The organism is uncultured Mesonia sp. (assembly GCA_947499595.1).
Lineage (GTDB): Bacteria > Bacteroidota > Bacteroidia > Flavobacteriales > Flavobacteriaceae > Mesonia > Mesonia sediminis.
In genome coordinates this window covers 18,949-40,866 of sequence record CANMOY010000006.1, presented here as the reverse complement: position 1 = coordinate 40,866, position 21,918 = coordinate 18,949, and the positions used below count along the sequence as shown (strand labels likewise).

Genomic DNA, 21,918 nt, shown 5'->3' with positions numbered 1-21,918 from the left:
AGGGGAGTCTCACCCCTAAACCTCTCACAGAACCGTACGTGATGCTCTCACATCATACGGCTCTTCTTAACAAGCCTGCCTGCCGTCAGGCAGGTCTAAGGCTTAAAACCATATTGCCAATGCACAAACAGGTTAGGATAATGCTTTGCAGTTTCCTGTAACCATTTGTAAGCAAAGAACCAATGTTTTCGCCTGAACCTCCGATATTTGTTTCGTACCCATTTCGCTAATCGCTTATTCAAAAACCGAAATACATAATGCAGTTCGCTCATTCGAACTTTACCATAATAATGAATCCAACCTCGAACTTTGTCTGCTATGATAGCTGCCAAATCGGGGCTATCCCCGCTAGTGCGCGATTGCATCGCGTTCTCCTTGCCTTATCACCAAAACTAGTCTTAACAAGTTAATACTGCACCCATCTTATTTACACCGCAATTAGCTGGTAGCGCTTTATCCAGTACAAAATTGTTTTAAAAGTGTATATCTGGGTTGATATAACGAGTTGTGCAATAGCTAAGAATTTTATGGCCTATTCATTACCAAACATCAATTTTCATATAAAAAAGGAAAATAAATCATAACCAAAATACTGATAATGGAAATAATTACTGGAGAAATAATTTTGATTTTTGTGGAAAATTTGGATTTAATCCAAAATACTAAAGCCAAAATAGGCATCAAAAAAGTAGCAAATAGAAAAATTAAAGCTGTCAATTCATAAATAGCACCTATAATTGCGTAATCGTATAAGTCAATCAATTTAGTCAAAAACCAGTAGACCAAAATGAAACAAGATATATAAAGTAGAATTTTACTCTGTTTTTCCATTTTTTTAGTATTTTTTTGAAAATATTAATACAAATTTATAAATTTTTACATTATGATTAGATATTCTTTCCCCGCTAGTGCGCGGTTGCATCGCGTTCTCCTTGACTTATAAACCAAAGCAGCCTGTACGGGAAAATATTGACCCTTCCAGATTTTATCCCTAATAACCGAGTTAGGCTTTATCCAGTACAAAATTGTTTTAAAAGTGTATATTTGAGTGGATATAACGAGTTATAAGCAAGCCTAAACAACACATCAATCTAAGAATCATTTTTAAAAGTGAAATATCATATTCCTATTGAAAAATAAAGACGACCTTTAAGAAAATTAATACAATGGATCAAACACACATTCATTTAGTAATCACCCATCTTCCGATATTCGGTTCAATTTTGGGTGGACTTGTCCTTGCCTATGGCCTTTGGACAAAAAGCAATGAAACGAAAATTGCCGCTTATGGCCTTTTTATCATTTCTTCTATGGGTGTAGGCATTGCTTACTTAACAGGCGAAGCAGCAGAAGAAAGTGTGGAACATTTGCCGGGAATTTTTGAAGCAACAATCGAAAGACACGAAGATTTTGCAATCTATGCTTTGGTTTCACTAATCATTTTAGGAGTGGCTTCCATCATAGGGATATTCCTGACTTTGAGAAAATCACCTGCAACAAGAACAATAGCATTTGTAATTTTTCTTATTTCATTAGTTAGTTTCGGACTGGTAGCAAGAACAGGCTATTTAGGTGGACAAATAAGACATTCAGAAATTGTGAAAGACCTAACTATTTCACTTAAAAATATTGAAAACCAAGAAGATGATGATGACTAATAGAGCTAACAAAATCTTTTTTGTATGCAATAAAAGTTAGCTTAAAATGCCTGTAAATCAATTTAACATAAAAGGATTAGATAGCGAACAAGTTAACTTTTCAAGAGAAAAATTTGGACGCAATAAGCTTGACTATAAAAAAGAAAACACCTTTTTAGATGTTTTACTTCGGATAGTTAAAGAACCTATGACCATTTTATTGTTGGTGGCCTCTACTATCTATTTTATTAGTGGTGAAACAGGTAATGGCATTTTTATGGTCGTTGCTATCCTTTTTATCGCTTCCATTTCATTATATCAGGATTCGCGAAGTAAAAACGCCCTTGAAAAATTAAAGGATCTGTCCCAACCCCATTGCAAAGTCATTCGGAATGGAATCCTTACTGAAATAAAAAGTGAAGAATTGGTGGTGGGTGATTTTCTTTTGGTGGAAGAAGGCACCTCAATCACCGCAGATGGAAACATAGTGCAGTCGAACGATTTCTCTGTTAATGAATCAATACTTACAGGTGAATCGCTTGCTGTTTTTAAGGATAAAGAAAAAGAAGACAGATTTATTTACAGCGGAACCATTGTAGCAAGTGGATTGGCCATTGCTGAAATTACGGCTATTGGTAACGAAACCAAATTAGGTAAAATTGGAAAGAGTTTAGAGAGCATCAGCGAAGAAAAAACACCTTTAGAAATTCAGGTGTCCAATTTTGTCAAATGGATGGCTATCGTAGGGGCTATCGTTTTTGTGCTTGTTTGGGTTATCAATTATTGGCAATCAAAACATATTTTAAACAGCTTACTACAATCGCTCACTTTGGCAATGAGTATTTTGCCCGAAGAAATTCCTGTGGCTTTTACCACCTTTATGGCGCTTGGGGCGTGGCGATTGATGAAGTTGGGAATTGTAGTAAAACAAACTAAAACAGTAGAAACCCTTGGAAGTGCAACGGTAATCTGTACAGACAAAACAGGAACGATTACTGAAAACAAAATGAGTTTGGCCAAACTGTTTGTTTTGAAAAATAATAAAATTGTAAGCCCTGAGTCAGTATTAAACGACAGCGAAAAAGAGCTTATAGAATTATCAATGTGGGCAAGTGAACCCATTCCGTTCGACCCTATGGAAGTGGCATTGCATCAAGCGTATAAAAACCTAATAATAAATGACGAACGACCTAATTACAAGCTCATTCACGAATATCCTTTAGGTGGTAAACCTCCTATGATGACGCATATCTTTTCTGATAATAAGGACAATAAAATTATTGCGGCCAAAGGTGCTCCCGAAGCATTAATCAAAGTGTCAAATCTTAACAAGACGGATATACAACAAATCCATTCTGCTATCGAGGTTTTAGCAACTGAAGGATATAGGGTTTTAGGTGTAGGTGTCTCCAATTTTGAAGGTGAAGATTATCCTGCACAACAACAAGACTTACCTTTTGAATTTAAGGGGATAGTTGCCTTTTATGACCCGCCAAAAAAGAATATTCAGCGAGTAATGGAAGATTTTTATACCGCAGGCATACAAGTGAAAATTATTACGGGTGATAATACAGCTACAACAGCTTCCATTGCAAAGCAAATTGGTTTTAAGGATTATGATAAAACCATTTCGGGAGATGAGTTGATGGAACTATCGGAAAAAGAATTGCAAGTTAGGGTAATGGACACGGCCATTTTCACCCGAATGTTTCCCGAAGCCAAGCTGAAAATAATCAATGCTTTAAAATCCAACAATCAAATCGTAGCAATGACAGGTGATGGCGTGAATGATGGCCCTGCTTTAAAAGCGTCACATATTGGTATTGCAATGGGACAAAAAGGAACTGAAATAGCCAAGCAGGCAGCTTCTTTAATTTTATTGGAAGATGACTTGTCCAAAATGGTGGATGCCGTTGCAATGGGAAGAAAAATATATACCAACCTAAAAAAAGCTATCCAATACATCATTTCTATACATATCCCCATTATATTTACCGTTTTTATTCCTTTAGCCCTTGGATGGATTTATCCGAATATTTTTTCTCCGATACACATCATTTTTTTAGAGTTAATTATGGGGCCAACTTGTTCCATAATATACGAAAACGAACCGATGGAGCCGAATACAATGTCTAAAAAACCGAAACCGCTATCTACAACCTTTTTTAATTTGAAGGAGCTTTCTGTTAGTATTATTCAAGGATTGTTCATCACAGTAGGAACATTGTCTATTTACCAGTTTGCCGTGGTTAGTGGTTATAACGAAGCAATTACACGAACGATGGTTTTCACCGTTTTAATTACTGCAAATATTTTTCTTACATTAATCAATCGTTCATTTTATTATTCCATTTTAACGACCTTGAAGTATAAAAACAATATGGTTTTATTTATTGTCTTTATTACAATCGTTCTTGTGGGGTTAATACTTTATGTAAATCCTTTGACAGTATTTTTTGAATTTGAAAGGTTGAATTGGGTTCAACTTTTGACCAGTATAATAATCGGGTTTATTTCCGTTATTTGGTATGAAATAGTAAAAATAATAAAGCGAGGAAAAGCAAGTATAATAGAAAGGCCAGCTTATAACAGCGTGTATGAAAAATAGCGGGTTTATTGGTAAATCAAAGGTCTGTTCTTTTAATAAAGTTTTGCACCAGACTGAAAATGAAGTGCTTTTTAATCCGCTACTTCTCATACACGCAAACCGTTGGCAACAAGCTAAAAAAAATGAAATCCGAAAAATATATCAATTTAGGAAAAGGAACTGCTATACTATCATTTTTAATCGGAGCATTGATTTTCGGAATTTACTTTCTGACCTCAAACAGCGATTTGTTATTTATCGGATACGGATTTATAGTTCTTACAGGAATTGTAAATTTCATAATTTTAATAGCAATTTTAGCTAAATCAAATTCGGACTCAACCAATCGTAAAAGACTTTTAAAAACAAGCGGATTGATGCTGATTAATCTACCAATAATGTTCCTTTTCATTTGGTTCTCGCTGATTTTAATTGGGAATATGAGAATCACGTTCACAAACGGAACTAATAACAAACTGACTGACATTAAAATAGTCGGATGTGAAACAGAGCACATCGCTGAACTTGAACCGAATGAAAGTAAAACTGTGTGGGTTGGAATTACTGGAGATTGCTCAATAACCTTGGAATATTTAGAAAACGGAGAAATTAAAAAAGAAATGGTTGCTGGATATGTGACAAACGGGATGGGACAAAAAATGAAACATAAAATTGACGGAAAAGACAAAGACATATTATAAAAAAAGCCAGTTGCCAACAATGCATAACCGCAATTACGGCTGTAGGCTCCCCATAAACAAAATATTAATTAGAAAATTCTAATTTTCAATGCTAAATGCGTCTCAAGCATCCGCTTTAAGCGGAAAAACCATTCGCTTTCAAGAAGTATTTTATATCTTAGAAGCATGGAAGATTTACATGTAAGTTTTATTCAGACGCAACTTTTTTGGGAAGACCCGCAGAAGAATCGGACTCATTTTGAGGCTAAATTGGCCAACTTAGCTCCTACCGATTTAGTGCTGCTGCCCGAAATGTTTAGTACGGGCTTTAGCATGCATCCCGAACCCCTAGCCGAACCGACCAACGGACCCAGCTTGCAATGGATGCAAAAAATGGCTACCCAATATCAATTTGCCCTTTGCGGGAGCTTAATCGTTCAAGAAAAGCAAAAGTATTACAACCGTTTGTATTTTGTTTATCCCGATGGCCAATACACGCATTATGATAAAAAACACCTGTTCAGTTTAGCAGGTGAACAGCACAAGTACTCGCCTGGTAAAGCGCTAAACATTATTACTTATAAAGGCTGGCGCATTTGCCCGTTGATATGCTATGACTTGCGCTTCCCGGTTTGGTCGCGTAATCAAGATGAAGCCTATGATTTGCTACTATATGTAGCCAATTGGCCTGCACGCCGCACCTATGCTTGGGATCAGCTGTTAAAGGCGCGTGCCATTGAAAATATGAGTTATGTTGTGGGCGTAAATCGAATAGGGCAAGACGCCAATGAAAACCAGTACCTAGGGCATTCCATAATTTGCGATATGCTGGGCCAAGCACTCACCCCCGAGAAGCTTGAAAAAGACACTAGCCAAGGAGTGCTACTAAACAAAGAAGCATTGCAAAAAGCCAGAAAAAAGTTGGGTTTCTTACGAGATGCCGATAGCTTTACCTTATATTAAATTGCTCTACCACCTCCCAGTTGGCACGTAGTTCTACCTTACCCGGCAGGTAATGTACCTTTTCGGGTTTTTGCTTTTTTAAGTAATTTCCGGTATCCCATTGCTTATTGCCGTTAACGTCTTCAATTAAACGAATATAATAATTGCCAGGTTTAAGGTAATTAAACGCAAATGCTTTTTGCGCATTGTTTTGACTTATAGAGCGTACTATCTCATCACGATCATTAAGCACCTGCATTAGCAAAGGGTACGGCGAATCTATGCTTACATTTACCTGTAAATTGGCGAGATTATCTAGACTTGGCGTTTGGTAGTTAAAACTTAAGGTGTCATTGGTTGCACCATAAATATCGGTAAAAGCTCCGGGTAAAAGTTGTAAATTGTATTTGCTACTGGGAGCCGATTCAAAACCGAATACCCACTGGTTTTTTATAGGTTTAAAAACCGATTTAAATGCTACTGTCGCACTGTCTTGATCGGTCAGCGAAACTTTTGTTAGATCTAAGTCGGCTTTAGGTACATTGGCATAAACGCCAATACTATCTAATAAACCGATATTGGGCTTGGTAAGCGGTGTAAATTGCAAGGAATCTTTATACAATTCTTTCACGCGGGTGTGCAAAGTATCTACTTGCTGCTGGTGGCGGTAGGCTATCACCAAACTGTCTTGTTTTAAAGCTTCTGGAACAAAATAATATAAGGTATCGGTATCTAAACTTTTGATGTAAGGCAATTTAGCGTTGGCATATGTCGGATAAATTTGGTTAATCTCTAGACTATCGGGCAGTTCTCCTACATAGCCAATGCCAGCTTTTCGCGCCGATTCTTGTTTGAGTTTTACCAATTCAAAGCTCGGCTTTTCTTTAAACAAACTAAAACGTAAGGTTTTATCGGTGGGTAGGCTTATGGTATCGCTTAAAAAGTCTATTTTATCTTGGTAAGGGTTGTACAAATAATTACTGTTCTCGTCTTTTATCGCGACGGCTTTGTATTTTCCGGCACGCATATTCTCTAGACTAAACTGCCCTGTAGAATCCTTAGTATAAGCAATATAGGTGGGCGGCTTTTGATAAGGAATAGAGTCGGTATACTGCTCGTCTAATCGGTAAAGCATCACCGCTACGAAAGCATCGGTTTCTCTTTCAAGCGCATTGTCAACACGACCGCTAACTTGTAAACTATCCAATTGGGGTCCGGTAGAAAAAACGTATTTAAAAAAAGGCAACGGATTTTCTTCATTATGATCTACAATGCTATTCCCAAAGTTTATCGTGTAGGTAGTATTGGGCTGCAACAGCGTATCGTTAAATTGAATGCGGATGTATTTTTGCGGATTGCCTAGCGGACTCAAAGTAGGTTTGGGATCTAGGGGCGGCGAGAAAATAACTTGTTTTTGCGCATCTTGCAATTTGATGAACTCATTGAAATGAATACGGATTTCCTCAGCTTTAAAATTGGTGGTAAAGTTCCCCGGATTGGCGCGTAAAAACACCGGTGGTATAGTATCTTTCTCACCGCCTGTTGGCATCCCGCGCTTGGCACAATGCGTAAAAGCACTTAAAGCCACCAGTGCCAAAACCATATAAACCCATTTTTTACTCATCTGCTCTCCTATTTTAAGCAAAATAACAAAATAAGCCTTTATAATACTTCATTTCTTGTCTAAAAAATAAACTCTACCAGCTCAAACACCTATAACAAATAATCTCTTTTCGCTTTAAGCGGATGCCAGCGGCGCTAACATAAGAAAGGCAGGCGCAATTTGCACCTGCCTTAAGAGCGTTGAAAACTGCAAAACTAACTACGCTCAGGTTTAAAATAAGGCTCTTTCTGGATAATCGGTTATAATCACATCAACTCCCCAGTTTTTCATCTGCGCAATCTGTTTTTTTTCATTTACGGTCCAGACTACGGCCTTCATGCCTTTATTTTTAATTGCTTCTACATCCTTTACGGATTTGAGCAACTCAAAATGCACAGCATAAGCTTGGGGTTTAAAACTCAGTTTAGCTAAATTCTCGTCCAAATTCCCTTTACCAACCAAATAATTCAAAGGCATATCAGGATAATTTTCGTGCAGATATTCCAACACGGCCAAATCAAAAGACTGCAGCTGCACACGGTCTATCATTCCTTTATCTTTTAAGGTTTGCATAAGTAGTTCTACAAACTGGCCTGGCTTGGGTTGGTATTTCCCATAGAGATTCGGATTAGATTTGAGTTCTATATTAAACTTAGGTTCGGGTAAATTAAATTGTTCAGCATATATATTAAGCGTATCAATAAGTCCTACCAATGTTGGTTTGTAAGTTTTGGTTGGTTGTTGACTTTTAAACTGCGGATGAGGCAAATTACCCGCTACATACGTTTTAATACTATCGGCTGTCATAGTAAATAGATTATAATTTAGCTGATTTGCCTCATCTATAACCCCACCGTCTGGAGTATTCATAAGAATATGATGCATATAAGGCTCGTGAGATACAACCACTTGATGATCTTTTGAAATTACCACATCAATTTCGATAAAATCTACTTTTTTCTTTAAGGCACTAATACAGGCCGGAATAGTGTTTTCAGGGAAACTCCCACGATCTCCTCGATGTCCGTGAATCTCGCCTTTATACTTCGACAAATTCTGAACCTCTGACGGTAAATCCGAAGACTTTTTCTTACAAGATATTGCCACTAAACAAGCATATATTATTAAGGCCACTACTTTAGGTCTCCTTTTATTCATAGTCATTGTTTTGCGGAGTTTCAATATTATAGACACTTTGTGCGTAATGCACTTGGCCATATCTATCGGTAGCTCGCACCTCAATTTGATGCTTCCCAATAGTTAATTCAGCTGGCAACTTGGCATACCATAAATGTGTACTAGGAATAGCATTACTACCTCGTTTACCCGGCATTAATTGGTTGGCATAATCACGTTTAAATAAGTTTAACTGGTAGCTCGGATCTAAAGTAGGGGTAAAACGCATAGTCTTCCACTTTCCTGAATCCACTCTATACTCCACCAAATCTGTTTTACTCCCCATAAAGAAGTTGGCGAACAAGCCTGCACGGGTTTTATTTGCTTGTGCTACAACTTTAGGATGATATAATTCTATTTGATAACTAATAGGCTGCTCAGCCACTTTGTATTGAATGCGGTATTGGTTCGCATCAAAATGAATATACGCATAACCTTTTGGGGTGCCATCACGCATGGTAGAAATAGGTACACCAGATTCATTTAAAGCTCCCGAATACCAATCGCCCGAAGTGGTACCTACGTTATAATGGTGATGAGGAGTTTTATGCCGCCAACCCGATTCTTTCCCAAAGTAGTCATGTTTCTGTATATGGGTATGAGCCGACAATGATAAAGTATAAGGGTGCTTTTTTAATAATCGAAACAAAGCCTCTCTATGTTTGTCATTAAAGGTATCCTTTCCTGTTTCTGAAATCGGAATGTGAAAAGCCAGAACAATCAAATGATCTTGGGGTACGTATTTTAAATCGTTTTTTACAAAATTAAGTTGGTCTTTTCGAAAGCCACCCCAATAACCTTTTTTATCTCTGGGATCAGGGTAAAGTACGTCATCTAATACTATAAAATGGACTTTCCCTATATTAAATGCATAATTGGTCGGACCAAAGTGAGCTTCAAAGGTTTCGTCTGAATGTTGGTCTAGCTCGGCATCGAAATTCAAATCATGATTACCAAGTACGTTATACCATGGTATGCCTACTGCCTGAGTGGCCTTGATATAGGGTTTAAACAAGCTCAAATCATCTCCTACCAAATCCCCTAGGCTCAAGCCAAATTCTACTCCTTGTATTCCTTCTAACTCTTTAATTATCCCGCGGTAGTAGTAATCAATTTCCTTCTTATTATAAGCTTGCGGATCGCCAAAAATCAAAGCACTAAAACGATCGCTTTCTTGGGTTGCAAATAATGGGAAATTCACTTCCTCTGGTAGCGGTCCAGTTGGTGACACCCCCTTATAATTTAAAACTGGCGAACCTTCAGGCTTATGAATATAATAAAATTGCGGTAATTGGTTTTCATCAACGGGTACCTTATACCCTGTAGGTTTTATGACAAATATAATTTGATCCTTGTCAACGCTTAACTGGTATGCTCCAGATTTATCTGTGCGTACAACTTGTTCGCCATTACTAACGCCAACTTGGCTTATTCCTGGTTCGCCTAGATCTTTAACACCATTTTTATTAAGATCTTCATAAACAAAACCACTTACTTTATTTTGGGCACTTACGCACCAAAGACTAATAAAAGTCAATAGTACTATGGGTAATATTCTTATCATTTTTCTCTATTTATTTATTCCACCAAACTTTGGTATTGATTTGATCTGGTCCCATTTGATCGATTGCTTTTAGATAATTATCATAGTTCCGGTCTACCTCATCTATCGGATAATAAAGTCGCTCGGGCATTTGCTGGTTATTTTCCATAGCGGTAGTGGTAGGTAAAACCGGTAGACCAGTTCTCCTGTGTTCATACCATGCCTGCAAATCGGTAAAAAATAAACCGAAGTATTTTTGAGTTAAAATTCTAGATAAACTATTATCATAAGCTGCTAAGGGGTTGTCAAAATAATCACTGGGCAAATCTTCTCCCCATAATTTCACCGCAGCTTCTACACCCGTTTTGTAGTGCATTTCTGCCTGACCCAAGTAACCTCTTTGCGCTAATTCGGCTTTTATAAATGAAACTTCTGCAAAAGTTAAAATGGGTATAATTAAAGGGGCTTCAGCTAATGAATTTTGAACTCCAGAAGCGGTTGCAATACTATCTGCCAATGATTCATTTAGATAATCAATTGGCTCTCCTATATAGCCGTAATTCTCATTATTGAGACCTTTGGCTTCACTAGCAAAAACGGCTCTTCTGGGATCATCCCACTCGTTTAACCGATCGATAAAAAATGCTGTATAGTATCTAAATACGCCAAAATCCTGCGGGCGATCCCAAGGTGAAAGTAAAGGAGGTATTCCAGTAATTTCGATTACTGCATGCTCCTCATTACTTTCAAATACAGGATACTGCATGGGGTCATTTAGCATTTGCTTTAACTTATCGAAAGCTTGCAGTTCGGGCCGGTTTGAAACCCGTAACAGCAACCTTAAATGCAAGGAATTAGTGAATTTTTGCCAATGTAAAACGTCATTATTAAATAAAATATCGGGAACATAAGGCATTGGACTTTCTGGGTCATAGAGACTATTAGCATAGCTTAAATCTTTAAAAATCTGTTCATATATCTCTTTTTGAGGGGTAAAGGAAGGATAGAATACACCATTTTCTGCTTGGCCAGCCTCAACCATTGGTACATCTCCAAAAGTATCGGTAAGTAGCGAATAGGTATAGGCTTTCAAGCTAAGTGCAATAGCCTCATAATTAGGAAGTCCCTCCCTAATAGCGGCCTGTTCCATCTCATTTAAATTGTTTATTTGCTTATAGTAGGCGTTCCACATAGATCCGCCAACATTCTGGGTAAAACTGTATAAAAAAGGTGCATTGATATAATCATCGGTCTGAATAAACATTTGCATCATTGGTGCAGATAAATTACGAACCGTATAAGCATTTCTCTTTGCCAATTCATACAATACTGGGTTCAGCACGCTACCCGCCGTAATTTCGGTTAATTTATTAGGGTCTGTATTGGTTTCTTCAAAATCTTTAGTGCAAGCGTTTAGTCCAATTACAGTTAAAGTTATCAATATAAATTTTCTCATGGTTGTTGATTATTCTATGGTTTTAAAAACTAACTTTTAGATTAAACCCGTATTCAGCTGGCACAGGCATTTGCCCTACTTCAACGCCAGGGTGCATACTTGAACCTCCTGCTATACCTGCTACTTCGGGATCATAAATAGGAAAGTCTGAAATTACAGCTAAATTTCTACCGTAAATAGAAAGTTTAAGATCGGTTAAAAAGCTCTTCGCTAAAAATTGCCTTCCAAAACTATAGCCTAGGCTTATTTCTCTCAGTTTTACAAAAGAACCATCAAAAGAGTTAGCTTCGGTATTGGCTAAGGGATAGTGTAGGTTGTAATAATTTGCAATGCTAAGCGGTGTAGTATTTTCTGAATAAGATCCATCGGGATTTTCCACTACTCCTTTTCCTATTAACTCCCCCGTATCTCTACCCTTTAGAGTATGTTTTAGTTTTCCTTGCTGGGTCAATTTATGATGCGTATGCGAATAAATTTTCCCTCCGTACTTACCATCAATCACCAAGTTTAAATCAAAGTTTTTATAGGTAAATTTATTGATAAAACCAGCAATCCATTTGGGTTGAGTATCGCCGATATAAACACTATTATCGGTCATTTTTGGAGCTCCCTTATTATCATAAATCACCTGACCTTCTTCATTTCTTAAATATGCTCTTCCAAACAAAGCGGTTGGAGAACCTCCTTCAACCGCCATTAATTTGGCTCCAGAAGAGCTAAGCATTTCTAATTGACCGTTTTCTGCATTTTCGTGTAAAGACAATACCTTACCCTCATTTTTAGACCAAGTGAGGGTCGTGTTCCATGAGAAATTTTGAGATTTCAATGCGGTTGCCGAAAGCAAAACCTCTACTCCTCTGTTGCGTACCTTACCGGCATTTATCAACATATTGCTATAGCCAGATGATTGTGGTAATGGCGTAGATAAAATTTGATTTTTAGAGATATTTTCATAAACACTCAAATCAAGCTTAAGTCTGCTTTTAAACATTCGCCAGTCTAACCCGAACTCTGTACTCGTAGTGATCTCTGGTTTTAAATTGGTATTATAAAGTGATCCAGGAGCAACGGCCGCACCTGGAAAATCTGATCGTCCATAATACTTTTGGGTTTTGTAGCGGTTAGCAAATTGACCTGCACCTCCTACTTGTGCCCAAGACCCGCGTAGTTTCGCAAAACTCACCGATTGTCCTAAATCAATGATCTCGCTAAATACAAAACCAGAATTTATAGAAGGAAAGAAATAGGATTGATTCTTTTTTGGTAGCATTGAATTCCAATCATTTCTGGCTGTAACATCAATAAACAAATACCCTCTGTAAGCTATATTCAATAAGCCATAAAGAGAATTAACCTTATTAAAACCGTCATATTCACTTGTAAAAGTCTCAGTGCCGTTAACCAAGTTGTACTGTCCAGGAATTTCGAGACCTTCTGCCCAAGAGTCTTGCCTCAAATATTGGTAATCTAGACGATTGCCTCCTAGATTTCCGGTGAGGTTCCAATTTTTAAATTGCTTGGTATAGGTAAGTAAGAAATCTAAGTTGGTTTCATTTTTAAACACATTGGTCTTTCGGTAATAACCTCTTGCATAACGATTAATATCATATGGTCGCTCTTGTCGCATATTCTTATTATACATATTTATTGAGCCGCGTAACATTAACTCTAGTGAAGGAGATAATTTTATTTGCGTATTTAAATTTCCGGTAAAGGCATGTTGGTCTAGTGCATTAATAATTTCATGTGCCATAGCATAAGGATTGTCTATATAGCTGCTATAAGGTCTAATCATATCCAGTTGATCTGCATCTTTTTTCCAAATGGGCTTATACCAATCTAGGTTTACGTTAGGATTTTGAAAAATCATGAAATAAGCTATAGAGTGATTATTATAGCCTTGTCCTGGTAGATTATCGCTGGTTTTGTTGCGATAATTGGCTACCCCTTGCATCTTTATTTTTTCAGAAATCCGATGGCTTGCATTAAGCGATAAAGACAGTTGTTCGAAGCCTGTGTTAGGCATAATCCATTCATTCTTAGTATGGGTTAGGGAGGCCCGCATATTTCCTGCATCACCACCGCCTTGCACCGCTACGTTTTGTGTGTGGGTAACCCCAGTTCGCCAGTAGTCTTTACGATTATCTTTGTAAGGTCTCCACAATTGTCTTTCGGCCGATTGACCTTCTAGCTCTGGATCGTATTGAAAGTAATACTGACCATCAAACTTAGGCCCAAAAGCACTACTACTTCCACCAGTCGAATTCCCATCTTCCGAGGCTCCGTAAGAATAATACAACCTATCGTTATAAGCAACTGGGTTACCATTCTCGTCGGTAGCAGGTTTTAAATAACTACCTTTTCCACTTCCCTGCCCATAGGTATATTGCCAATCGGGCCAACGCTGTATGATATCAATTTTTGTATTACTTGAAAAAGTAACTCCTAGCCCTTTTGCCTTTTTACCAGATTTAGTAGTTATGATTACCGCACCATTGGCACCTTGATAACCGTATAGAGCAGCCGCAGCTGGTCCTTTTAGTACCGAAATGCTGGCTATGTCCTCTGGATTAAGATCGGCTATAGCATTTCCAAAATCAACAGGGGTATCATTACTAGCCGAGCCTCCCATATACCCATTGGAAGCTCCCGAACCCGGAAACTCATTTTGTATAGGCACACCATCAATTACAATTAATGCAGCATTGTTACTCGGATCTAAAGAGGCGTTACCCCGCAAAACAATTTGCTGGGAGCCCACGGGCCCACCCAAACCATTTATATTAAGTCCGGGCACCTTTCCTCTAAGCGCTTCAGACCAGTTGTTTGGCCTTGCTGCTGTTAATGATTCATTTGATATACTTTGTTGGGCATAACCCAATTTTTTTTCTTCTCGTTTAATTCCGAGCGCGGTTATAACCACCTCGCTAAGTGCATTGTCTGATTCTTGAAGAGTTACCTCGAGTACTCGATTGGTCTCTAAATTGATAAGCTGGGTCTCAAAGCCCATGTATGAAATTTGAATTTCAACAGGAAAATTACTCACCTCTAAGCTAAAGTTCCCATCAAAATCGGTGGTGGTTCCTACCCCACTAGACCTAATCAAAACACTGGCTCCAGGCAACGGAATGTTCTGGCTATCGCGTACATTGCCCTTTAAAATAAGTTGTTGCTCTTCTTGATATTTTACACTAATACTATGCTGATAAAGGCGAAAAGTGTATGGGCTTAAATTCTCCAATTGTTTTAAAACCGATTGAATATCCTTATGGCTGATATTAATGTTGTATTTAGCTGCATCTTGAGTAATTTTAGTATCATAAATAAAATTATATGCCGTTTGTGATTCGATGGTCTCAAAAATCTCTATTAGGGTTTTATTCCTTATAGCGAGATCAATAGCACTAACACTCTTTTCGGCAGCAAGCGAATTGAATGTACTTATTCCCGGCAGCAAAAGGCATAAACCTAAAAATAAGTAAGGTAGTTTAATTAATTTTTGTAATTTAGTTTTCATAGTTTAAATAGCTGATTTTAATGGCTGTTTGCATACTCATAAGCCCAAACTGTTGCAGCAGTCTTGGGCTTTTTTGGTGGGCTAATTCTTAGTTCTCTATTACATAATGATTGGGTTTTATTAATTTTATATTTAGATTATAAATATGGCTTAGGGAGGCCAACACCTCTTCAAGTTCAGCTTTTTTGAATTTTCCAGAAACACGGTAGTCTTTATCTAAATTTTTGCCCAGCTCTATTCGGGTATTGTACCATATTTCAATCTGCTTTATGGCCGACGATAACTTTTGGTTTTTTATTATTAACCAATGTTGTCTCCAATTCTCATCCGTATTTACCACTCGCTCGCATCTCCAAGTTGATTGCTCCCAAACCAAACGGTCTTGCGCCTCTAGTACAATAGACGCTCCTCCTTTCTCAACCTCAACACTACCTTCGGTAACTTCTACAACCAAGCGCTCGTTATGGTAGGTATTTACGTCAAAAGAAGTACCCAAAACCCTAATTTGTGCTTCACCGGTCTCTATAGTAAAGGGTTTTAAACTATCTTGGGCAATGGAGAAAAATGCCTGACCATTAAATTGGATCCTACGCTTATTTTTAAAATCTTTTGTGTAGCTAAGTTGAGAAGCCGAATTCAGATGTATTTCTGATCCATCTGGAAGTATAAAAACTTTCTTTTCACCTTTTTCAGTTATCTGATTTGTGTTTGTTTTGATTAAAAAATGAGGCAACATAAAAATCAATATAAGAATAGCGACCATCGCCGAAGCTATTACTACTCTATTGCTACGTACTTTGAGTTGTGGTAACCCCTTTTTTATTCGCATCCAAATACGCGCATTTGCAAAAGGTCTCTGCTTAATCACTATAGAAGCATTTTGCTGTTCTCTCAAAAAAGCCTCTACTTGTCTCCTTTGCGCGTCAGTACAACTACCCTCAAGATAGTTTCGAATTAGTTTTTTAAATTGTTCTGGCTTCAAATTACGGCTTCTTTATTATAAGTCACTTTAAAAGCAGATTATACGTAAGTAAAAATCTAGTCTTAACGCTTTCTTCATAATCCCCGTTCTGTCTTAATAATTTATTAATATAAAGGCGAACCAAATCGAAAACTCATTTAAATGACGTAAGGCCGCTATGGCATTGCTAATGTGTTTCTCGATGGTACGCACCGATAAACTTAACTCTGCAGCTATTTGGGCGTGACTTAAACCCTGCTCTCGGCTCATTTTGAATACTTGCCTACACCTTGGGGGTAACTGATTGATAGAACGATGAGTAAGCGCCAGCAACTCCTGGTATTCTAATTCTTGCGACTCTTCTTTTTCGGGTATTAATTCTATATACCGCTGCTGCAAATCGGTGAATTCTCTCTTTCGTAATTGATTTAGGACTTTGTATTTTACCGCTTTGATTAAATAGGACTCCAGGTGTACAATACGCGTCTCTCGATTCTTATAGTAAAGGCTTATAAACACCTCTTGAACCATATCCTCACATAGCATCTCATCTGGACATACCTTGTAAGCATACTTGTATAAAGCTTGCCAGTAGCGAGAATATATTTCAGCAAAAGCTAATCTGTCGTCTTTAACAACCAAACTCAATAAATCTATATCGCTAAGTCTTTTGTAGTTATTACGTAACACGGATTTTGTCTTTTTACAAAAAAAGTATATTTCGTGTTGCCTTATATCAAGAAAAGGTAAAGAGATGCTTAGCACAATATGAAATATACCCCAGTAATGTGTAGTCTACATTAAGCCAATAACCCAGCAAAACCTATTTTCTAATTTTTTATAAGCCAAAATGCAACAACTATTACAAACCCAAGAACAAATTCTTGCCGAACAAATCATAATAAGTTGCCGACGAATGAATAGCGCGTTCAAGAGCTTTTTTGTACATTTTCTACAATTTTCTAAAAAATATTGTACAACTTTTATAAAAATATTGTACAATTTTTACTTAAATATTGTACAATATTTTATAGCAAGCTGCAAGGCTTGTCTCTGCAAGCCTTGCAGCTTAGATAAAAAAGAACAGCAACTTAGGAATTTTTCTTACTTAGTTGCTATCAAGTTTCTTTTATTTTATACCTATTTTGTCCCTAATTTTTTGCCTAAAACCAAAAACACCAGCGTTTTTAAAGGCTGGTGTTTGATAAACCGTTGGTAAGAAGCAACTCACTCCATTTCGGCTACTAGTTTTTTTAGTCGGGTGTCTAATTTATGAATGATTTTCTCTAAGTTACCCGAACGTCCTTTCATCTCAATCACAAATTGAGTCAGTTGACCATCGGCAACCTCGGGTACTTCACCTTCGAAACTAATTTTTACACTAATTCGCGCATCGGCAGCATTACCTTCAAAAGCAGCGCGTAGTAAATCATAATCGATGTTTTTGAGCTCTTCAAGGTTGCCGGTTGAAAAAGCAAACTTGCTTACCACCGTAGTGGAGGTTTTTTGGTTTTCAGGCGCTTGTTCTTGAGCCATCATACTACCCGAAAGGATAAACAATAAACAAAAAAGTAATTTATTAAGGTTCATAGGCGTTGGATTTTTCTACTATTTTTTTAAAAGGTGTTAAGGTTGATACTGTTTTAGCTCAAGGCGGATAAGGTTTAGGTTGAATTAAAAAAAATTTAAGCTTATCAACCATCTACACGTTATAAATTTGTTTCAATGGCGAATACAAAAAGATCTAAACACCACCCAAACAAAAAGGTTTCGCCGTATGCATTAATTATCGAAGTAATTTAAGCAAAAAATAGCTAATGAAATCTATCAAAGCTATTTTTTAAAATGTAATGCTTGATTTTTATGCGAGTGTTCATCCGCTTTAAGCTTTAACTTTTTATCTATATAACTTTCTAAAAATAAAGATGCCGCAAAATCAAAAAACCCCCAAGCGCAAATGCACTTGGGGGTAACAGACTATGATTTTAAAAAAAATAAGCGGCTTAGTTCACCATAAAGTGAGCGCCTTCGCTATGCGTATGCCCGTCTTCATCGGTTACGCTAATGCTCAGGTGGTATTCACCCGGAGTCGCATTTTGCGGAACGTCTAAGTGTTCATGAAAATGAGCAGTGGTCCCGGTATAATTGCTGAAATTTTGATCAACTACCCAGTTTACTTGGTTAGCTAGTAGCTGATTGCTGTTGTGTTTACCAAACGGTGGGCCTCGTAAATAATAAGGGATGCTGGCTTTTTGTAAAGGGCTAATTCGTACAAAGCGAAGCAATCTTCCTTGTGGCGGTGGAATAAAAGTTGAAATGCTATGAACCAAACTCAAGAGAACCCCTTAGCTTACCCGAAAAAACCGAAGAGATACTCCATAGCTAGCTCGATACTAGTTCGATACTCCTTCGATAAAACATCGACAAATCCTTATATTTCGAGGGATCAACGAAGAAGTACCGAAGGAGTTACGAAGTAGCCCTGCTCTTAGGTTGTTTTTAGCGGTTACAAAAATCAACTAAAATAGAGCCTTGCTCGGGCATATCACTTAAAAACAAATGCGTGAAAAACCTTGAAAAATATATTCCTATTACTGAAAATTAAATTTTTATGATATCTTTAAAAGATGATTCTTAATAAAAAGTATAATATTTTGAATCTATCTTAAATCGGTAATTCTTAATTAAATAACAAAAAGGTATGAGAAAACTATTGCAATTTATCGGTATTGCCCTATTAACGCTTTGTATGGCGTTTACAGGTGTAGACAAAAAGACGGTAGTAATCGATGTGGCGCACGGCGGTCAAGACAATGGCAGCACAATTGAAGGCTTTCAAGAGAAAGAGATTGCGCTTAAAGTGGCCAACAAAATTAAGGCGCTTAATCGTAATTCGGCCATTGAAATCATTTTAACGCGAGAAGCAGATGAGTTTATATCGCTAATAGATCGCGCTAAGCACATCAATAAATTACAACCCGATATGGTGATTTCGCTGCACGTCAACCAACATACCAACACCAACAAGCAAGGAATAGAAATTTATCTTAGTGATGAAAATAAAGAAAGAGCAAAATCTGCAGATTTGGCCTCGAAGTTACTTTATGGCTTTGAGGATAAAAAAGTGGCCATAAAAAAAGCTGGTTTTTATCTGCTTAGACAAGTAGACTATCCTATAGCATTGGTTGAACTGGGTTTTCTTTCAAATGAAAATGATCGCCGAATATTGACCAGTGAAAAAGGACAGGATGAACTCGCAACCAGAATTTTAAATGCGATTAGTGAACAATAATTAAAACGCACTTGCCTTGATTTTGGCTTGTGAACTTCAAAGGCGTTCTACCTATAACAGGTTTATCGGTGATGGCGGTGATATAATTCATCACCCAATTAATATCCCGCCCCTTATGGAGTAAGATCATCATAGCCTTCGCCTGGCCGTTTAATATTAGCCAGTAATTCAATTTTAAATTATAGCTGAGCAACGATAGATCAATATGGCCAATACCTACACTCAATTATATTTTCATATTGTTTTTGCCGTAAAGGGTAGAAAAAACCATATTTCAAAAAAATGGAAAGATGAGTTGTATAAATATATTACAGGCATTGTAACCAATAAAAACCAAAAATTAATGATTATCAACGGAATGCCTGACCATATCCATATATTAATCGGAACTAAACCAAATTGTACCTTGTCGGATTTGGTTAGAGATATTAAAGCGAATTCTTCTAGATGGATAAACCAAAAACAACTCATCAAGGGCAAATTTGAATGGCAAACAGGCTTCGGTGCTTTTACGGTGAGTCAATCGGGTGTTAATCATGTGGTAGATTATATTAAAAATCAAGAAAATCATCATAGGAAGAAATCATTTAGAGAAGAATATATTGATGCTTTAAACGCTTATGAAATTGATTTTAATAGCGAATATATTTTTACAGATGATTGATGTCACCCCTACGGGGTTATGGATATGCCGCCCCTACGTTTATTAATATGCCGCCCCTACGGGGCTATTGATATGACACCCCTACGGGGTTACGGACGGGCGGGATTATGGAGTTGACGGGGTTATTATTAATATGGCACCCCTACGGGGTTATGCGTTGGCGAGGTTATGGATATGTCGCCCCTACGGGGCTATTGATATGGCACCCCTACGGGGTTATTGATATGCCGCCCCGATGAGGCTATTAATATGGCGCTTTTCCAAAATCGGTGAAAATTCATGGGTATAACAAGGTCTTGTAACCAGAGTTACAAAACTTGTAAGTTTACCCATGTATATTTGTACTCTAAAAGGTATATAAATGGAGCTATATGAGATTCTAGGTTATGCGGGCGCGCTAATTATCGGACTGGTTTTAGGGTTAATTGGTGGCGGCGGCTCTATTCTAACCGTTCCTATATTAGTTTATGCTCTTTCGCTTAACCCTATTATCGCTACGGCTTATTCTCTTTTTGTTGTTGGTATCACATCGCTTATTGGGGCAATAAAGAATATGTCTAAAGGTCTGGTTGATTTTAAAACCGCCATTATTTTTGCTATACCTGCCTTTATTGCCGTTTATCTTACCCGAGCTTTTTTAATTCCTGCCCTACCCGAGGAGCTCCTCGAAATTAACAATTTCACGCTTACTAAAAATTTAGCCATAATGCTCTTTTTTGCCATAATAATGCTTGTGGCATCTTTTTCTATGATACGAAACAAGAAAGGAGAAAATGATAAGGATGGACCTGTTTCTTATAATTACCCCCTAATAGTTGTTGAAGGTATTGTAGTGGGCGCCATAACCGGTATTGTTGGTGCTGGCGGCGGATTTTTGATTATTCCTGCGCTTGTACTTTTAGCGAAATTACCCATGAAAAAGGCAGTGGCCACCTCTTTGCTCATCATCGCCATAAAATCGCTTACCGGCTTTTTAGGCGATGTACAAAACTTAGACATTAATTGGCCATTTCTACTTACCTTTTCGGGCTTGTCTATAGTAGGGATATTTATCGGTATATGGCTGAATAAATTCATCGACGGCAAAAAGTTAAAAAAAGCTTTTGGCTGGTTTGTTCTCCTAATGGGAATCTATATCATTTATAAAGAATTAGCGGCACAGGGTTTTTAAATAAGAGGTGCTCTTTCTTTTACAAGGATTCAAATTTCTAAAAACAATAAGATTAATTATAAACAAAAATTCAATTAAACTATGAAACTAGCACAGTTAACAAAATGCATCTCAATCGCTTTAATCGCCTTGTCTTCTTTAACCTTATCCGCGCAAAGCAGCAACCAAAAAGCTATTGATTTAGAAATGGTGAATGATTTGAATAAAACTCCTTATATGGCCCTAGGATTACAAAAAGAACGTCATATAAAAGGGGCTTTCAAGTTTTTTGATCGATTGCTGAAAAGTGAGGTTAACTTCGAAAATTTTGAAATCGTAATTTGGGGAGGTGTAGTAGCTGAGTTAAAACAAGGTACTGATCTCTCTCGTTTAATTAATAACAACGAACATCAGAAATTGCGCATAAGCGTTTGCAAACAAGCTATGAAAAGGTTAAAAGTAACCGAAAAAGATTTGCCACAATCTGTTATTCCTGTTGAAAATGCCTTTTCAAGACTTTTGCAGATCCAGGCCAAGGGGTATAATGTAATCATCCCCTAAACACCAATTGCTGCTATAGGTTAAATTTCTTTTAAATATAAATGAAGTGAAATTAAATTCTATTGAGAATAAGATTTTTAAAACCCGTCTTTACCGACGGGTTTTTATGTGTTAAAGGAATTTTAAAAATTTCACAATGTAACCTAAGT

At 37.3% G+C, this 21,918-nt stretch carries 19 protein-coding genes; 9 read left to right on the top strand and 10 right to left on the bottom strand.

Translation table 11 applies throughout. The features are described from left to right. Positions 1-95: 95 nt before the first annotated feature. Positions 96-365, bottom strand: a complete 270-nt coding sequence (locus ACH2AZ_RS08400) for a group II intron maturase-specific domain-containing protein (protein ID WP_394907480.1) — start codon at positions 363-365, stop codon at positions 96-98. A gap of 233 nt (positions 366-598) precedes the next feature. Here ACH2AZ_RS08400 and ACH2AZ_RS08395 point away from each other — a divergent pair, with 233 nt between their 5' ends. From ACH2AZ_RS08395 to ACH2AZ_RS08375, 5 genes are all read left to right on the top strand, one after another. Next, entirely contained in the window at positions 599-724 is a 126-nt protein-coding gene (locus ACH2AZ_RS08395) for a hypothetical protein (RefSeq protein WP_394907479.1), read from the top strand. Positions 725-1,166: 442 nt separating this feature from the next. After that, the gene (locus ACH2AZ_RS08390; protein ID WP_394907478.1) at positions 1,167-1,658 is read left to right on the top strand and encodes a hypothetical protein; all 492 of its coding nucleotides are present in this window, start codon (positions 1,167-1,169) and stop codon (positions 1,656-1,658) included. A gap of 46 nt (positions 1,659-1,704) precedes the next feature. Continuing rightward, positions 1,705-4,245 carry a cation-translocating P-type ATPase gene (locus ACH2AZ_RS08385; RefSeq protein ID WP_394907477.1) on the top strand — a complete coding sequence of 847 codons (2,541 nt, stop codon included), beginning with the start codon at positions 1,705-1,707 and terminating at the stop codon, positions 4,243-4,245. A 122-nt stretch (positions 4,246-4,367) separates the two neighbouring features. Next, entirely contained in the window at positions 4,368-4,925 is a 558-nt protein-coding gene (locus ACH2AZ_RS08380) for a hypothetical protein (RefSeq protein ID WP_394907476.1), read from the top strand. A gap of 165 nt (positions 4,926-5,090) precedes the next feature. Then, positions 5,091-5,867 (top strand): amidohydrolase, encoded by a 777-nt coding sequence (locus ACH2AZ_RS08375; protein WP_394907475.1) that lies wholly within the window; start codon positions 5,091-5,093, stop codon positions 5,865-5,867. Here the strand turns inward: ACH2AZ_RS08375 and ACH2AZ_RS08370 are convergent. The 9 genes from ACH2AZ_RS08370 to ACH2AZ_RS08330 form a co-directional block, all read right to left on the bottom strand. Beyond that, on the bottom strand, positions 5,854-7,470 hold the full coding sequence (locus tag ACH2AZ_RS08370; RefSeq protein ID WP_394907474.1) for an Ig-like domain-containing domain: 1,617 nt from the start codon (positions 7,468-7,470) through the stop codon (positions 5,854-5,856). The genes ACH2AZ_RS08375 and ACH2AZ_RS08370 overlap by 14 nt on opposite strands. A 210-nt stretch (positions 7,471-7,680) precedes the next feature. After that, positions 7,681-8,607, bottom strand: a complete 927-nt coding sequence (locus ACH2AZ_RS08365; RefSeq protein ID WP_379043649.1) for a glycerophosphodiester phosphodiesterase family protein — start codon at positions 8,605-8,607, stop codon at positions 7,681-7,683. Further along, positions 8,600-10,189, bottom strand: a complete 1,590-nt coding sequence (locus ACH2AZ_RS08360; protein WP_394907473.1) for a calcineurin-like phosphoesterase C-terminal domain-containing protein — start codon at positions 10,187-10,189, stop codon at positions 8,600-8,602. Before ACH2AZ_RS08360 ends, ACH2AZ_RS08365 begins: the two co-directional genes overlap by 8 nt. A 10-nt stretch (positions 10,190-10,199) precedes the next feature. After that, on the bottom strand, positions 10,200-11,624 hold the full coding sequence (locus ACH2AZ_RS08355) for a SusD/RagB family nutrient-binding outer membrane lipoprotein (protein WP_394907472.1): 1,425 nt from the start codon (positions 11,622-11,624) through the stop codon (positions 10,200-10,202). 22 nt (positions 11,625-11,646) lie between these two features. Next, complete coding sequence (locus tag ACH2AZ_RS08350; RefSeq protein ID WP_394907471.1) at positions 11,647-15,141, bottom strand: SusC/RagA family TonB-linked outer membrane protein; 3,495 nt, start codon at positions 15,139-15,141, stop codon at positions 11,647-11,649. An 88-nt stretch (positions 15,142-15,229) separates the two neighbouring features. Further along, complete coding sequence (locus ACH2AZ_RS08345; RefSeq protein ID WP_394907470.1) at positions 15,230-16,123, bottom strand: FecR family protein; 894 nt, start codon at positions 16,121-16,123, stop codon at positions 15,230-15,232. A gap of 93 nt (positions 16,124-16,216) precedes the next feature. After that, positions 16,217-16,792, bottom strand: a complete 576-nt coding sequence (locus tag ACH2AZ_RS08340) for an RNA polymerase sigma factor (RefSeq protein WP_379043634.1) — start codon at positions 16,790-16,792, stop codon at positions 16,217-16,219. A gap of 537 nt (positions 16,793-17,329) precedes the next feature. After that, positions 17,330-17,692, bottom strand: a complete 363-nt coding sequence (locus ACH2AZ_RS08335) for a hypothetical protein (RefSeq protein ID WP_394907469.1) — start codon at positions 17,690-17,692, stop codon at positions 17,330-17,332. A gap of 413 nt (positions 17,693-18,105) precedes the next feature. After that, complete coding sequence (locus tag ACH2AZ_RS08330) at positions 18,106-18,438, bottom strand: DUF4625 domain-containing protein (RefSeq protein ID WP_394907468.1); 333 nt, start codon at positions 18,436-18,438, stop codon at positions 18,106-18,108. Positions 18,439-18,803: 365 nt separating this feature from the next. On the opposite strand from ACH2AZ_RS08330, the gene ACH2AZ_RS08325 reads away from it, so the two are divergent. From ACH2AZ_RS08325 to ACH2AZ_RS08310, 4 genes are all read left to right on the top strand, one after another. Beyond that, the gene (locus ACH2AZ_RS08325; RefSeq protein ID WP_394907467.1) at positions 18,804-19,394 is read left to right on the top strand and encodes an N-acetylmuramoyl-L-alanine amidase; all 591 of its coding nucleotides are present in this window, start codon (positions 18,804-18,806) and stop codon (positions 19,392-19,394) included. 205 nt (positions 19,395-19,599) lie between these two features. Further along, the gene (tnpA, locus tag ACH2AZ_RS08320) at positions 19,600-20,058 is read left to right on the top strand and encodes an IS200/IS605 family transposase (RefSeq protein ID WP_394907466.1); all 459 of its coding nucleotides are present in this window, start codon (positions 19,600-19,602) and stop codon (positions 20,056-20,058) included. A 361-nt stretch (positions 20,059-20,419) separates the two neighbouring features. Continuing rightward, on the top strand, positions 20,420-21,229 hold the full coding sequence (locus tag ACH2AZ_RS08315; protein ID WP_394907465.1) for a sulfite exporter TauE/SafE family protein: 810 nt from the start codon (positions 20,420-20,422) through the stop codon (positions 21,227-21,229). Between the two features lie 81 nt (positions 21,230-21,310). Then, the gene (locus tag ACH2AZ_RS08310; protein WP_394907464.1) at positions 21,311-21,769 is read left to right on the top strand and encodes a DsrE family protein; all 459 of its coding nucleotides are present in this window, start codon (positions 21,311-21,313) and stop codon (positions 21,767-21,769) included. The last annotated feature ends 149 nt before the right edge of the window (positions 21,770-21,918 follow it).

What these genes read in the sequence shown, in the direction of transcription:
- ACH2AZ_RS08400 (WP_394907480.1), bottom strand. Translation starts at nt 365, where the DNA reads ATGCAATCGCGCACTAGCGGGGATAGCCCCGATTTGGCAGCTATCATA.
- ACH2AZ_RS08395 (WP_394907479.1), top strand. Translation starts at nt 599, where the DNA reads ATGGAAATAATTACTGGAGAAATAATTTTGATTTTTGTGGAAAATTTG.
- ACH2AZ_RS08390 (WP_394907478.1), top strand. Translation starts at nt 1,167, where the DNA reads ATGGATCAAACACACATTCATTTAGTAATCACCCATCTTCCGATATTC.
- ACH2AZ_RS08385 (WP_394907477.1), top strand. Translation starts at nt 1,705, where the DNA reads ATGCCTGTAAATCAATTTAACATAAAAGGATTAGATAGCGAACAAGTT.
- ACH2AZ_RS08380 (WP_394907476.1), top strand. Translation starts at nt 4,368, where the DNA reads ATGAAATCCGAAAAATATATCAATTTAGGAAAAGGAACTGCTATACTA.
- ACH2AZ_RS08375 (WP_394907475.1), top strand. Translation starts at nt 5,091, where the DNA reads ATGGAAGATTTACATGTAAGTTTTATTCAGACGCAACTTTTTTGGGAA.
- ACH2AZ_RS08370 (WP_394907474.1), bottom strand. Translation starts at nt 7,470, where the DNA reads ATGAGTAAAAAATGGGTTTATATGGTTTTGGCACTGGTGGCTTTAAGT.
- ACH2AZ_RS08365 (WP_379043649.1), bottom strand. Translation starts at nt 8,607, where the DNA reads ATGAATAAAAGGAGACCTAAAGTAGTGGCCTTAATAATATATGCTTGT.
- ACH2AZ_RS08360 (WP_394907473.1), bottom strand. Translation starts at nt 10,189, where the DNA reads ATGATAAGAATATTACCCATAGTACTATTGACTTTTATTAGTCTTTGG.
- ACH2AZ_RS08355 (WP_394907472.1), bottom strand. Translation starts at nt 11,624, where the DNA reads ATGAGAAAATTTATATTGATAACTTTAACTGTAATTGGACTAAACGCT.
- ACH2AZ_RS08350 (WP_394907471.1), bottom strand. Translation starts at nt 15,141, where the DNA reads ATGAAAACTAAATTACAAAAATTAATTAAACTACCTTACTTATTTTTA.
- ACH2AZ_RS08335 (WP_394907469.1), bottom strand. Translation starts at nt 17,692, where the DNA reads ATGAACCTTAATAAATTACTTTTTTGTTTATTGTTTATCCTTTCGGGT.
- ACH2AZ_RS08325 (WP_394907467.1), top strand. Translation starts at nt 18,804, where the DNA reads ATGAGAAAACTATTGCAATTTATCGGTATTGCCCTATTAACGCTTTGT.
- tnpA (WP_394907466.1), top strand. Translation starts at nt 19,600, where the DNA reads ATGGCCAATACCTACACTCAATTATATTTTCATATTGTTTTTGCCGTA.
- ACH2AZ_RS08315 (WP_394907465.1), top strand. Translation starts at nt 20,420, where the DNA reads ATGGAGCTATATGAGATTCTAGGTTATGCGGGCGCGCTAATTATCGGA.
- ACH2AZ_RS08310 (WP_394907464.1), top strand. Translation starts at nt 21,311, where the DNA reads ATGAAACTAGCACAGTTAACAAAATGCATCTCAATCGCTTTAATCGCC.